The 14,329-nt window shown below is 34.5% G+C and carries 11 protein-coding genes; all 11 read right to left on the reverse strand.

What is annotated here, in order from left to right:
- Nucleotides 1-52: 52 nt before the first annotated feature.
- Nucleotides 53-2,590 (reverse strand): T9SS type A sorting domain-containing protein, encoded by a 2,538-nt coding sequence (locus tag ACFQ13_RS05430; protein ID WP_386114915.1) that lies wholly within the window; start codon nucleotides 2,588-2,590, stop codon nucleotides 53-55.
- Between the two features lie 189 nt (nucleotides 2,591-2,779).
- Entirely contained in the window at nucleotides 2,780-3,985 is a 1,206-nt protein-coding gene (locus ACFQ13_RS05435; RefSeq protein ID WP_386114918.1) for a hypothetical protein, read from the reverse strand.
- 221 nt (nucleotides 3,986-4,206) lie between these two features.
- Complete coding sequence (locus tag ACFQ13_RS05440; protein ID WP_386114920.1) at nucleotides 4,207-5,622, reverse strand: alkaline phosphatase; 1,416 nt, start codon at nucleotides 5,620-5,622, stop codon at nucleotides 4,207-4,209.
- 17 nt (nucleotides 5,623-5,639) lie between these two features.
- Complete coding sequence (locus tag ACFQ13_RS05445) at nucleotides 5,640-6,077, reverse strand: hypothetical protein (RefSeq protein ID WP_386114922.1); 438 nt, start codon at nucleotides 6,075-6,077, stop codon at nucleotides 5,640-5,642.
- Nucleotides 6,067-7,305 carry an ABC transporter permease gene (locus ACFQ13_RS05450; protein WP_386114924.1) on the reverse strand — a complete coding sequence of 413 codons (1,239 nt, stop codon included), beginning with the start codon at nucleotides 7,303-7,305 and terminating at the stop codon, nucleotides 6,067-6,069. The genes ACFQ13_RS05445 and ACFQ13_RS05450 overlap by 11 nt, the downstream gene beginning before the upstream one ends.
- Complete coding sequence (locus tag ACFQ13_RS05455) at nucleotides 7,302-7,931, reverse strand: ABC transporter ATP-binding protein (protein ID WP_386114926.1); 630 nt, start codon at nucleotides 7,929-7,931, stop codon at nucleotides 7,302-7,304. The genes ACFQ13_RS05450 and ACFQ13_RS05455 overlap by 4 nt, the downstream gene beginning before the upstream one ends.
- A gap of 13 nt (nucleotides 7,932-7,944) precedes the next feature.
- Nucleotides 7,945-9,150, reverse strand: a complete 1,206-nt coding sequence (locus ACFQ13_RS05460; RefSeq protein WP_386114929.1) for a GTP-binding protein — start codon at nucleotides 9,148-9,150, stop codon at nucleotides 7,945-7,947.
- A 52-nt stretch (nucleotides 9,151-9,202) separates the two neighbouring features.
- Nucleotides 9,203-9,868, reverse strand: coding sequence for a GTP cyclohydrolase I FolE (gene folE / locus ACFQ13_RS05465; protein ID WP_386114931.1), 666 nt, complete (start codon nucleotides 9,866-9,868; stop codon nucleotides 9,203-9,205).
- Nucleotides 9,858-10,262, reverse strand: coding sequence for a MerC domain-containing protein (locus tag ACFQ13_RS05470; protein WP_386114933.1), 405 nt, complete (start codon nucleotides 10,260-10,262; stop codon nucleotides 9,858-9,860). The genes folE and ACFQ13_RS05470 overlap by 11 nt, the downstream gene beginning before the upstream one ends.
- A 355-nt stretch (nucleotides 10,263-10,617) precedes the next feature.
- Entirely contained in the window at nucleotides 10,618-11,370 is a 753-nt protein-coding gene (locus ACFQ13_RS05475; RefSeq protein WP_386114936.1) for a LytR/AlgR family response regulator transcription factor, read from the reverse strand.
- 4 nt (nucleotides 11,371-11,374) lie between these two features.
- Nucleotides 11,375-14,287, reverse strand: coding sequence for a sensor histidine kinase (locus ACFQ13_RS05480; protein WP_386114939.1), 2,913 nt, complete (start codon nucleotides 14,285-14,287; stop codon nucleotides 11,375-11,377).
- Nucleotides 14,288-14,329 lie beyond the last annotated feature (42 nt).

Consider the following 14,329-nt stretch of genomic DNA (forward strand, 5'->3'; position numbering starts at 1 on the left):
AAAGGCCCACCTCTTACAATGGGCCACTTGCTATAAATCCTAAAACAAGGACTTATTTTTTAAGGAATTTTTGAGTTGTAGTATTGGTATTTGTTTGTATTTGCACCATATATAAACCGCTAGGTAATTGCGATACATCAACACTGTTTGTTAATGCATTTGTTTGCTTTACCAATTGACCGTTAATGTTATAAATAACAAGACGTTCTACCTGTGCCGTTGTACTAATAAACAATTTATCGCTTGCTGGATTTGGGTATAGTTTTACTGAATTTGTATTTAAAGATACATCATCAATTCCTAATGTTGAATTGTATTCATAAGCTCCTAAATCTATAGTGGTATTGAAAACTCTATCACTACCAGATAAGTCTAAATCACCAAATAACGCCACATCGTAGTAAGCGTTATCGCCTTGATCAACAATATAATTTGAAGCTGATGTTGGTTTGTATTCAATATCTAAATTTAAATCATCCGTTGCAGGATCTAAAGTGGTTAGGTTAGTCGTTGAAAACGTTCCGTAAGTTCCAGAGTTTGAAGGTACATTAGCAATAGAATTTTTAATAAATACATCGTAATGCTCCTCTATTCCATTAGAAATATCTCTGGTTGCTGCTGCTCCGTTAACAGTATTCTCCCAAAAAATAGAATTATTAACATTTAGGTTGACACTTCCATTACCTGATGCTGTAATAGAATTACCATAAGTACCATTATAATCATTATTAACAAACGTACTATTATTAATGACGACATCTAAAGTACTTCCGTTATTCCAATCTTCTCTGTAAATATTTAGAGCTGAAAGATTAATATCATTAACTGCGACCAATACATTTGCCCAACGTGTAAAAATATAACCGTTTGTACTATCCGACTGTATATAAACCAATCCCATGTTTACAATGGTATTATTAATAAACTTGGTGTTTTCAATAAGTAATCCTTGATTAAATTTTCTAATTTTAAGTAAATAGCCATTAGAATAGTTATTCCTAAATACCGAATTTTTAATTTTCAAATTATTAGCATTTAAACTATTTGGTATAAATATCACACCATTTTCTTCTACGCCACCAGATTGTGAGGTGTCGTAAATGTTTTCAAAAATAATACCATCAAAAGTGACGTTGCTTGTTCTTAATTCAAATAATCGTTCTGCATTATCTGTTTTGTTCGATGAGAAATCTCCATCAATATCATCACCATTAATATCACCCGTAAAAATGGTAGCATTTGTAGTATGAATAGCTGTTAAATCTCTATCGGCTAGAGTCGTTTCGGTTCCTGAAAAACCTCCAATAATATCCACTTCATCTGTATTAATGGCTATTGGCGTGTTTTTATCTGCTAATGTATAGGTTCCCTTTGCTACCCAAACAGCATCATTTAAATTGGTATTTGCTAAAGCAGGAGTTATGCTTGTATATGCATCTGCCCATGAACTACCATCGTTGGCACCTGTTGCATTTGCATCTACATAATACACAGTTGGTATGCAATTTTCACTATAACTTGTTTGATTATCTTTAGTCCAACCTACAACATACTGACCACTATTTGCTGGTGGCGAAAAGCCTGCATCAACTTGAATACAAGTTAAACTTGGATTACCATAAGCTTTCATCCAGTTTATATTGCTGTTATTACCATTAGCTATATTTAATTGGTATAAAACACCGTTATTATGACATTGTATGTCTGTAATTAGCGTATTGGCACTAATATCTAAAGTTTCAATTTGATTATCAGCACAATGTAAACGCGTTAAGGCTAAGTTATTACTTACATCTATAGTTGTTAAATTATTTGTGTAACAATCTAAACGTGTTAAATTGGTAAAGGCTTCAATACCTGTTAAATCTGAAATAGATAGACCATTGATAAGAAGCTCTGTTGTAGCTTGTGCTTCAGCCACTGTAATTTCAGTATCATTGTTTAAATTGATACTACTATCGTTTACTAAAAAACTTTTGAAATTAGCATCAGGAATATTTACTATTTGGTTTAACGCTACGCAATCTTCACTATAAAATCCTGAGTTACCTTTGGTCCAACCTTGGCTGTATATTCCGGCATCTGCTGGTGGTGTAAAACCAGCATCTATCTGAATGCATGATAAACTATTTCCATAGGCTTTCATATAACTAAAGTTGCTGTTATTACCATTAGCTATATTTAATTCATATAAAACACCATTGTTATGGCATTGAATATCTGTAATTGATGTATTTGCACTAATATCTAGAGTTTCAATTTGATTATCAGCACAGTGTAAACGCGTTAATGCAAGGTTATTGCTTACATCTAAAGCCGTTAAATTATTACTATAACAATCTAATCGTGTAATATTGACAAAAGCTTCAATACCTGTTAAGTCTGAAATGGATAACCCATTAATTAATAATTCACCCGAAAAAGCTTGCGCTTCGGCAACTGAAATTTCTGAATCATTATTGGTGTTAATAGCTGGATCTGCTAATAAATAGCTTTTAAAATTAGTATCTGGAATAGTAACGTTTTGGGCAAAAGCCGAAAACACACCCAAGCATAAGCAGGTTGTAAATAAGAGTAAATTTTTTTTCATGGTTGTTTTGAATATTAAAATTAATCAAGTACAAAACAACGCTAACACTTCATGTTTTTAAGTGGCTTTTTTCTGAATAGGGCTATTTTCTTTCTGAACGTAAACACGTAAAAACACTGATTACCAAACAAAAGAAAAGGCTATCTAAACGACAGCCTTCAAAAAATCCCCTTAATAATCTATATATAATTACTCACAAGTCATTTTTTGTCCATAAGGCATTTGCCCGTGAATAATGCCTCCAAATTCCGAACTACCATAACCACTGCCATTATAATGTTGCTTGATTAAAAAGCCTTGTAAGTAACAGTCGTTATTTTTATTTTTCTCGGTAAACGCGCCTTTTATCCAACGGTATAAAATGTGTCCTGTGTATTTGTTTTGTACAATACTCCAATCATTAGATTCTATATTTAGTTTTAGAAGTTTAGCACCATCTTTTTCAATAGTTTTAGACACATTTTGTTTGGCAAAGCTTACTAATGAGGCATTGCTATTCATACTACCAGCGTTTGGCATTTTTATAGCATCCATCGTTGATTTTGCAGCAGCATCATAATTCGCTTTTAGGGTCGCTTCAAATTCTTGCACAATTGGTTTTGCTTTTTCTAACCAGTCTAAATGAAATTGTTCCTCGCCTTTACCAATGACGTTAAGTATGGTAATATCTTTTTGATGCATATACGATGGCACGTTAAAAGCGTGTCCGCCTTGGTGCGATGCTGCATAAATCACAAAAACATCGTCTGCAATGAGCATTCCTCTAACTAATATTGGCATACCCGTACCAAGTTCTAAAGTTTGCGATCGGTCTGCACCAACTTTGGTTGTAAACATTCCTGAAACCAACTCGTAACCTATATAACCTTCTGGCGACATAGCTTCTAATTCTGGTGTCGTTAAAAAGCGTAACCATGCATATTCAGGATCTTGTGCAGGTAATAAATCTACATTGTCCCCTCTGTCTGTCATTTGACGTCTTAACTTTACACGGTCTACACCAACAGCACTCATCCCTTTGGTCATAGCAAAAGGGTACGACATGTATAAAAAGTCATCACTTATACTAGAGGCTGTTTTAGATTGGTTTGCTTCAGCGTCTTTTTGTTTTTTCTCAAGATATTTTTGATAGTATAAATCTTGCTTCGCTTGATCGTTAGGATATTTTTTGGCTAATTCTGCTTTAAATTCTTCATCCGAATAGTCTGTCTGAGCTGAGGAACTACCAACCATTCCTGTAGCGTCTTCTGATTTGGAAGATGAACTTACCTCCTCTTTGTTTTTCAGCTTCTGCTCTACAGCTGCCTTTGCTTTTCTTTGAAGCAATCTTTTAAATTGTGCATGTGACGTATTAAAAACCAATGCCAATAGGAACAATAAAATAACTCTTTTCATTTGTCTGATGTTTAATTCACTTCAAAAGAAGCAACTTCAACTGTACAAACAAGGCTGATTTTTCTGAATAGACCTATTTTCTTTCTGAATGTATTCTAATCACAAATTTGCACGCGATATTGAATAGATTCTTTTGTAACAAGCTCAATACTAAAATCTAAGCATCATTATAGCCTTTATTCTATGATTTCCTTTTATTATTTAAAGAGCCCTTTATAGCCTTAAAATGCATTCTCTACTTCAGCAGCTTCCAACATTAAATAATGTAAATCTGTATTTTTTATAAAAGGTTTTAAGAGTTGACTTCCTGGGCCATACATCGCTAATTCTACATAATCTGCAGAATGTTGCATACTTATCCAACCTACAGAATTATGTTGTTTTTGTATACTAGCCAAGAGATTAAAAGGCAAATGTTTGGGGTTATAAAGACCATTAGCGGTTGGTATATTTTTGTAATAATCTAGTAATTGCTGACACTCGTCATTAGTGAGCGCTATAGTATTAGCATAGTGTATTCTCTCTTTTACTTGTGAAACCGATGTTTCCTTTCCAACACCATTTAAAATCCACTCGTTAGTGTGCTTGTAGTTTTGAATTGCATCAAAATTAGTATTGGCATTTTTACCATAGATTACACCTGGATTGGCATTACCATGGTCGGTCGTAATAATCACTAAGGTTTCGCCATCGTCTTCCGCAAAATCCATAGCAACTTTTATAGCTTCATCATGATCTATTTGATCGTGAAGTAATCCCGCAATATCATTACCATGTGCTGCCCAATCGACTTTACCAGCCTCGACTTGTAGCACAAAACCTTTGTCATGATCTTTCATAGCCGCAATTGCCTTTGCTGTCATTTCGGCAAGAGTCGGTATTTTTTGTGCTAAGGATTTATTTTGCTTTCTATCTATGGCGTAAGGAAGTGCGTTATCATCAAAAACACCAAGTATAGGTTTGTGATTTGAAGCGGCAACCATATCCTGTTTTGTTCTTAAAACCTGATAGTCTTGAGATACAAATGCTTGATACATATCTTTTTTATCCTTTCTTTTATCTGAAGCAAAGTATTTATGTCCTCCACCCATCATTACATCAAACTTATACTCTAAGTACTGTTCTGCAATAGTTTCTTGGGCATTTCTAGATTTCGAATTCACACAAAATCCAGCGGGTGTCGCATGAGTAATGGGGACAGAAGTTACACAACCCGCTTTTTTGCCTGCTTTTTTAAATTTTTGCCAGATAGGAAGATGTGCTTCACCGTTTTGACTAACATTTAAAGCGCCATTTGCAATACGGACGCCTCCTCCCCAGGATGAACTTGCTGCGGCAGAATCGGTAACAATAGAACTTGCCGACGCCATATCCATCAGGGCTCGGTTCACCTTATTCTTTTTATAGAGTTCTAACCAATGAGAACCTTTTCCTGTTGCTCTTGAAAGGTACAAATCAGTCATATTTAATGTCCCAATACTCATACCATCACTAACCACAATTATGATATTCTTAGCCTTTTTATTTTTATTCGTAGCATCATAATTATCATTACTAGCGAAACTATCAAAGGGCTGCAACAAGCTGGTCCCTAATGCAAATAAGGATCCTTTCTTAAAAAAATGTCTTCTGTTCATTATGATGGGTTTTATGATTAATCAATAAGTTCTCCTTTACAGTCTTCTAAAATGAAAATAAAATGATCGACGTCTTCACTATTTAAGATCAACTTACCGGTGACACTTACAATAGCATCCGTTTTAAAATTTGGTGTGTTTTTAAATTGAAGTTCTATTACGGTATCAGGTTCACCTTGACCACAAAAAAAGCAAGAAGACATTGGGGATTTAGATAACATATACATATCATCTTCTGGTGCTATATTTAGAAAATAACCAGTAATTTTAATTTGTTTACCATCTAATGCTTTAACAGCAAGTAGAAATGTAGGATACTTAAAAAATTCCTCATAGATGGGAAAGAATTTATCGGTATACTCTACATGAGACATATCTTCCCAAGTGACCTGTTTCTGACCATAACTTAGTGACGTAAATAGAAGCGTAATTAACAGTACAAACTTATTTCTCATGACTTAAAATTGTTGAAATATTCATTTTAATAATTGGATATATAGCCAATGAGACGGATAAAATAACCATCATAAAAATCAAGACAGCGACGTATAACAATTCTTGAAGTGGTAGATCTATCAATAAATTTTGTTGACTTTTGTTGAACATATAATTGGCCCCTACCGTTAATCCTATTTTCACTAGGAAATAGCCTATCACAAAGGCTAAAAAAGCAATCATTAACCCTTCATAGAGCACCATTTTTATTAACTGAAAATTACTAGCGCCATAGGTTCGTAGAATGGCCAAGTCGAAAGCGCGCTCTTTCACCATTTTATATAAACTTATAAAAATGGTGAGGCCAGACATCACTAAAATGACATAAGCAATCCAAGTAATCGTTTTAAAACCGACACTTGTATACTCATATAGCTTATGCAACTCAAAACTAGGTAAAGCCGCTAACAGATTTGTACTTTCATTAATTTTCCTAGGGAAGTTTAAAAGTGATCTCGCACTTTTAAACTTAACTAATAAAGACGTAATGTCCTTATCTGCTTCTCGTTCTTCGGCGCCGTCATCGTGATGATGGTGATGCTCATGATCCTCATGTGACTGATGTTCATCTTCATGATGATGCACCTCCCAAATACTTTCTAGATTGGTAACAATTAAGCGATCTATGACTTTATGTGTCGGTTTTAAGATGCCTACTATAGTTAATTCATCATTATGAACATCAACACTGTTTTCAACTAAACCATGCGAACTTAAAAAGGTATCTCCTAGCTTCAAATTTAAACTTTGGGCTACAGAAGCTCCCAAAACAACTTCCATAGATTGCGCTACATATCGACCTGTTTCTAATTCGGCTTTATAAATAGATAAGAAGGCTTCAGTTGTTCCTACAATTCTATAGCCTTTGTAATTATCGCCGTAGGACATGGGTACTGCCGACTTAACTCTCGGATTTTTTATAATCTTTCGCGCTTCCGCATATGAAATATTTCCTGTGGGATTGTCTAAATGCAATACCGATGCTAATACCAATTGTAACGGACTTCCTTTGGCACCAATCACTAAATCTATGTTTCCTAAATTGGTTTCAATCTGGTTTTTAAAAGCATATTTTATCTGCTGAATTCCTAAGAGCAGTGTAATACTAAGGGTTAAAACACCAATGCTCAAAAACGTATATAACGGTTTACTTCTAATATTTTGCCAGCTGATTTTCCAAACATTCATAGTACAATAGTATTTTGGAAATAAGGTCTTATTCTATGATCGTGCGTAATGACGACTAAATTAGCTTTGGTTTTGGCAGCTTGTTTTACTAATAAATCGAGTACAATTTTACAGTTAGCATCATCTAAACTAGAGGTTGGTTCATCTGCTAAAATAAGTTCTGGCTCATGGATTACCGATAAAGCAATCCCCAGACGCTGCAATTGCCCTTCACTAAGTGTTTGTATTTTACTGGTTTTACAGTCTAACAAATCCAATTCCGCTAGCAAGGCTTCAATTTTCTGAAGATTGACCTTTTGATAGCTAAAAAAAAGTCGTGCTTTTAAATTCTCTAAGACATTTAGAGTTTGAATAGCATGATTTTGTTGAAATACAAGTCCAATATTTTGGCCTCTAAATCGATCTAAGCTGTTGTCACGAAGTCTCGTTATGTCCACGTTATTTACAGCTACAATCCCAGAACTTGGTTTTAAGATGCCCGCAAGAAGATGCAATAATGTGGTTTTTCCGATACCAGATTTACCTAAAATAAGTAAGTTTTCCTGTGTTTTTAAATCGATATTAGGAAAACGAAACAAACGATCTGTTTTTTTGTATTGAAAGGTTAGATTACTGCTCTGTAACATTTTAAATCTTATATCAAGCTTGTCTCACTATAGGCCATTGGTCGTCCTGTGGAAAGCCATTAGTTTTCCATAAGCTCACTTCTTCATCAGTTAACAGGCAAGAGTCTAGTTCACTTTGCATAGCGGCTTTATCTATATATTGACCGATAAATACCAGTTCTATTTTTCGATCTCCAAAAACAGCATCCCAATTGGCTTCAATTTGAGCTTGATTCTCACTAAAGGCATTGTAATCTATACGCTCAGCAAAAGGCATCGAGGCCCACCAAACTCCAGCAGAATCGGCTTTACAAGACCCTCCTGCAGAACTCCAAATTAAAGCTTGACCAGATCTTGAAGCCATCCAAAACAAGCCTTTACTTCTAATAACATTTTGAGGAAAATTGGTGTTTAAATAGGTTAAAAAACGTTCGGGATGAAACGGTTTTCTACTTCTGAAGACCAACGACCCTATACCGTATTCTTCCGTCTCTGGTGTATGTTCGTTTTCGAGTTCTTTTATCCAACCTGCTGAAGCTTCTGCTTTTTCATAATCGAATAATCCTGTATTCATTACAGCATCGGTGGCAATTTCAGAGTGCTTAGTAAGGTGAAGTTTGGCTTCCGGATTTAAGGAGTGAAGGATACTCTGAAGCTCTTGAAGCTCCTCTGCACTCACCAAATCAGTTTTATTGATGAGGATCACGTTTGCAAATTCAATCTGATCTGTGAGTAAATTTACAATCGTGCGGTCATCACCTTCAATATCTGTAAGTGCTCTTGTGGCAAGATAATCGGCACTCGAGAAATCTTTCAGAAAATTAAAAGCATCTACAACCGTCACCATGGTATCTATATAACTAAAACGACTTAGATCAATGTTACCATCTTCACTTTCAAAAGAAAATGTTTGTGCCACAGGAATAGGCTCGCTAATGCCTGTACTTTCTATCAGTAGATAATCAAATTTATCTTGTGCGGCTAGTTTTTCAACCTCAACCATTAAATCTTCTCTAAGGGTACAACAAATGCAACCATTAGACATTTCTACTAAAGTTTCTTCGGTTCTAGAAAGTGTATCTTCATTCTCAATAAATTGAGCATCGATATTCACCTCACTCATATCATTAACAATAACGGCCACTTTTAAGCCTTCTTTATTGTGTAAAATATGATTTAACAAGGTGGTTTTTCCGGCTCCTAAAAATCCACTTAAAACAGTTACTGGTAATTTTCTCATGTACTAAATAAACTTACTTTATACTATTATTTATAGTCTAAACAACTACAATTTAAAGCGTCTCCTGCGCCACGATATTTAAAAATTCTTGTCGAATTTCAGCATCATAAAAACGGCCACCATATTCTAAAGTTGTGGTAAAACTACTTTGGTCTTTGATCCCTCTAGAGGATACACACAGATGCTTTGCTGTTACTGAAACAATGACATCTTCCGTATCTAAAGCCTCTTGCAAATCATTTAAAATTTGAAGCACTAAGCGTTCTTGAACCTGCGGTCGTCTTGCATAATAATCTACCAAGCGATTAATTTTAGATAAACCCACCACTTTATCTTTCGGAATATAGCCTACATGCGCATAGCCTGTAATAGGTAGAAAATGATGTTCGCAAGCGGAATTTATTGTGATCTGTTGCTCTACTAACATCTTTTTATAACTGTACTTATTTTCGAAAACAGACAATTTTGGTTTGTTAGCAGGATCTAATCCATAAAACAATTCCTGAACATACATTTTAGCAAAACGGTAAGGCGTGCCTGAGAGACTATCATCTGTTAAATCGAGCCCTAAGGTTTCCATGATCTTTTGAAAATGAAATTGTATGTCTTCTATTTTTTCGGCATCTGTTTTTTCGAAAGCATCTGCTCGTAATGGTGTTTTAATACTCGTTAAAACATGGTTATCGCCTACGGTTGTTATCTCTTTTTTATCTTTCATGTGTACAGCATTTATCGGTGTTGCACTGGCAATATTTTCGGTTATACAAATGCAGTGCTATTAAGCCCATGGCTGGGATGTATATGGCATATTCTGGTATTGAAAACCAGCTCATTTTTTCGTTCAGAATAATAAAACATAAAAGCCCCCAACTCCCCCACAATACCGGTTTCATCCAGGTACTTGATGTCGTTTGCGTAGTACGATATATGGCAAAAAAGGAAATAATTATAAATAAATAATCAATACACCGCCACCAGATTGGGGCTTCACTGCAACCTGCAACGGTACAACTTTGAACAAGAAATAAAAAAGGTGTAGCCACGCAATGCATAAGGCAGAGTCCACTTGCCATGGCTCCTAATTCATCTGACTTTTGTTTTGTAAATATCATATCCTACTATTAATGCAACTATGTCGCAAAATTAAGCAAAATATTTATTATTGCAACCAAGTTGCATTATGTTTATTTATAGACTCGGCTATTACAAAATATAGAATCTTGTTTCAGGAATTTTTAAACGGTTGCAAAGTCAGATGACGAGCCGTAGTTTTAAAGTCAATACCTCACACACACCGAACTAAAAGGAGTTCAAGCACATTGTATTAGTTTTTTGAAATCACTCTACTTTCCTACTCTTTCAGAAGAAACAGTTATAAAAGCGTATGGAAAAACACTTCAAAATAAGACCTTCAAGACAAGGACAGCTATAGTGAAGGTATTCATATCTGAAGATCAGATAAGGATATTACAGAAATGTTTCCTTAATCACTTCAATAAATTGATCGCGTTTAGATTTTGAAATCGGAATTCGCTTTTGATTGTTCATCAGTAAATAATCACCATCATCTTTTACCAATTCATCTACATATTTTAGATTAATTAAGTAAGATCGATGACATTTAAAAAACATCGTGTTGTTCTCTAACTGCTCTACAAAATGCTTTAAGGGCTTACAAATTGTTTTTTGCTTGCCATCAATGAGCTGAACATTGGTATACATACCATCGGCTTCAAAATACACGATATCATTATGTGAGGTAAACATGATGCCTTTAGGGATTTCTAAAGCAATCTTATCTATAGACAACTGTTTTAAGGAGTCGCGTAGTTTGTTTAATTGGTCGTTTAAAGTATGTGCCGTTATCGCTTCTTTTGCCTTCTCTACGGCTGCTTTTAACTCGGAAGTATCTACGGGTTTTAATAAATAATCCACCGCAGCCATTTTAAAAGCTTCAATAGCATACTGATTATAAGCCGTCACAAAAATGATTTTAAATCCTATTTCACCCGGAAAATATTCAAGAATATCTAAGCCGGATTGTTGAGGCATTTCAATATCTAAAAACACCACATCGGGTTTTGAGGTTTTAATCAGATCTACACCCGAAGCTAAATCTTGCGCTTCTAAAAGCGTTAAAATACTGGGACAATGCGTACTGATTAAATTAGACAATAAATGTCTAGCACGTTTTTCGTCATCTATAATAATTGCTTTCATCAGTTTAGGGTATTGACATGGTTATAACCACTCTGGTCCCTGAAGCTGTCTGATCGCTATCCTTCAAATCTTCAATGGTTATGGTTATATCGCGTTTTAATTTGTTTTTATATAAATGCACACGTTCTTCATTGGCCTTAGTTGCAAAGGGTTTATGTTGTTGGTGTGTTTGTTTTATTTTTTCAGATTGTTCTCTCCCTATTCCATTATCTTCAACCGTTATTTGCAGTTTGTTTTGCGAAATAATCTGAGCCTTTACACTTAGTTTTCTATCCGCTGATTTATGCAACAACCCGTGTTTTAAGGCGTTTTCTACATAAGGTTGAATAAATAATGAAGGCACTTTTATATGAGGGGTTTTCAGATCTTTCGCCACGTTGATGGTATAATCTAACTCGTCTTCAAATCGTACTTTTTCGAGCTCTAAATACAATTTTAAAGCCTTTAACTCTTCCTCTAAGGTAATTTCATTTTGCTGACTGTACTCTAAGTACATCCTAATTAATCGACTAAATTTCACCAAATACGAACTCGCCAATTCTTTTTCGTTAGACACTATATAGTCTTGAATAGAATTTAACGCATTAAAAATAAAATGTGGATTCATTTGCGAGCGTAGATTTTCTAATCGCAAATTGGTAATTTTTTTATCAATTAAAATCTTATCAATTTCAGCAATACGGAGTTCTTCTTTTTGATGGAGTTGCCATCTAAAATACAGCCAAATTAGACCAAAAACACTAAGTAAAATAAGCGTATAAAACCACCAAGTTTCCCAAAACGGCTTTGCAATAACAAAACTAATGGGCGATGCAAAGACCGCCTTTTGAGCACTCACATTTTTTGCTTTTAACTCCACTATATACCTGCCGCTCGCTAAACTGTTAAAATTAATAACGTGGGTATTTAACGGAACAGTTTGCCAAGAACTATCTAACTGCTGAACCCGATAGTGATAAGTAACGTGTTTGTTAGATTGAAAACCGTTAGAATTAAATTGTAGTTCAATTTTATTGGCATCGTACGGCAATTGGTATTGAGACTGTAAAACGGTATCTCTATCATTTATACGAATGGCTTCTAGCGCTATTTTTGAAGTTTTAAATTTTTTAAATAAACGAGCCCCTTTGGGTAAGACATAAAAAGATTGTGGCAAGCTTACAATAATGAAGTCTTTAAGAATAAGAAATTCATCTACGGCTGTATTAAGACCATCTTGAGCACTTAAGGATTTTAAATTCGGACTCCGTGTGTTATACTGAAATAAGCCCACATCCGTTGAAATCCATAAGTCGTCACCATCAGGTTTTACGGTATTAATTTGAACCTCTTTAGGCAGTTGAACTATTGATTTACTTAACTTATTATCAGCAAGTCGCATTAAACCGTTATGTTGCGTAGCTAACCAAACCCCTACTTTAGATTGGCACATGGTATTCACCAACAAACTTTGTCCTTGAAATTGTAGTTCTTCTGATGAAAAGTAATTTAAATCGTATTGAAATAAACCATCCATATAAGCTACAAAAAGTGTATCCTTATGCACTACAGAAGCCTTAACACGACTAGAGCGAAGGATCTTTTTTTCTTTTGAATTGTATGGATTATTGTAAACAATGCCTTCTTTAAAGTTCCCGTAGAAGAGCAAGCTGTCATTAAGTTTAGAAATGGATTTCGCTACAGAAAATTTGTTAATCGCATCCGTTATTTTATCGTTTTTTAGATTCACAATAAAAGATTCTGACGCATTTATGCTGACAATTAATTGCTGCTGTTTTTCATCATAAAATAGATTGCCTATAATTTTTTGCCCAGGTAATTTCAAAGTTTTAATACGCTTCAATTGATCACAAAAGAAAAGTTTACCATCATTAGTCCCCAAAACAAACTGATTCGCTTTTAATGCGCAAGAGGCTGTTATTTTAGATTTGGTCGGAGCAAGTGCCACATGTCTAATCTCTAAATTTGGCGACACAAAGACCCCGTTATCTAAAGTCGCAAACCAATAGTTATTGTTAAAATCAACCTCAACGTCCGTAATCGATTCGGTATTAAATAGCTGTTCCTTAAAAATAAATTGCCCATGCTTTAGTTCATAAACAAAAATACCGGCAGTCGTTAAAAACCAATAGTCGTTTTCAAAATTTAAAAGATTGTATATAATTTCATCTTTTAATTCAATAGGCGTTTTGGGTTGTTTTATAGAATCATCTGCTTTATTAATGATATAAATAATATTTTCCGAATCACTTTTGTGGGTTAAAAACACCTCCTCCTTAAAAGCAAATAACCGAGGAGATTGAATTAACTTCAAACTATTAATCTCAAATAGCTTTGTAGAATGAGCGCCTTCTATTTTATAGACGCTATGCTTATTTAATTGCCCTTCTTCATTAATCACAAAGACGTAATTACTGGATTTACTATTAGCATTACTAATACATAAACCCTCAAAAACCTTAGTGATTTTTTTAGTGGTTTTATCAATATCAAAAATCCCGGTAGTCGTAAATAAACGAATATGATGGTCTAAAATAGTATAGGCTGCCAATTGCCCTTTTACCAACTGACTGGCATCATAAAACAAATGTAATTGATCGTTTTCAGCATAAAACAACTGACCATAGATGTTGTTACACCATAATTTACCTTCTTGATCTTCCTTAAGCTGAAACAGGGAATTGGCCTTTTGATTAGCATGACTATAACGGGTATAAGATTTTCCATCATAGCGAAATAGGCCTTTATCGGCCGCAAACCAGATAAAATGATTACGGTCTTCTAGAATGTCATAAAATTCCACGTCGGGAAGTGTTGAAACAGCAGACATGTGTTCAAACACTGGATTTTGAGCGTAGCTCCATGCCTTAACAAACCATAAGGCAATTACAATGATATACGTTTTTAAACTATACATAAGGTGTTGTACAATTCACAAACTTAAATATATAATTATTTT

The sequence above is a fragment of the Winogradskyella rapida genome (genome assembly GCF_042675845.1).
GTDB classification, from domain to species: Bacteria; Bacteroidota; Bacteroidia; order Flavobacteriales; family Flavobacteriaceae; genus Winogradskyella; species Winogradskyella rapida.

Bases quoted from the DNA above. Each gene is read 5' to 3' on its own strand.
- ACFQ13_RS05435 (WP_386114918.1), bottom strand. From the start codon at position 3,985: ATGAAAAGAGTTATTTTATTGTTCCTATTGGCATTGGTTTTTAATACG.
- ACFQ13_RS05475 (WP_386114936.1), bottom strand. From the start codon at position 11,370: ATGAAAGCAATTATTATAGATGACGAAAAACGTGCTAGACATTTATTG.
- ACFQ13_RS05470 (WP_386114933.1), bottom strand. From the start codon at position 10,262: ATGATATTTACAAAACAAAAGTCAGATGAATTAGGAGCCATGGCAAGT.
- ACFQ13_RS05460 (WP_386114929.1), bottom strand. From the start codon at position 9,150: ATGAGAAAATTACCAGTAACTGTTTTAAGTGGATTTTTAGGAGCCGGA.
- ACFQ13_RS05430 (WP_386114915.1), bottom strand. From the start codon at position 2,590: ATGAAAAAAAATTTACTCTTATTTACAACCTGCTTATGCTTGGGTGTG.
- ACFQ13_RS05440 (WP_386114920.1), bottom strand. From the start codon at position 5,622: ATGAACAGAAGACATTTTTTTAAGAAAGGATCCTTATTTGCATTAGGG.
- ACFQ13_RS05455 (WP_386114926.1), bottom strand. From the start codon at position 7,931: ATGTTACAGAGCAGTAATCTAACCTTTCAATACAAAAAAACAGATCGT.
- folE (WP_386114931.1), bottom strand. From the start codon at position 9,868: ATGAAAGATAAAAAAGAGATAACAACCGTAGGCGATAACCATGTTTTA.
- ACFQ13_RS05480 (WP_386114939.1), bottom strand. From the start codon at position 14,287: ATGTATAGTTTAAAAACGTATATCATTGTAATTGCCTTATGGTTTGTT.
- ACFQ13_RS05450 (WP_386114924.1), bottom strand. From the start codon at position 7,305: ATGAATGTTTGGAAAATCAGCTGGCAAAATATTAGAAGTAAACCGTTA.
- ACFQ13_RS05445 (WP_386114922.1), bottom strand. From the start codon at position 6,077: ATGAGAAATAAGTTTGTACTGTTAATTACGCTTCTATTTACGTCACTA.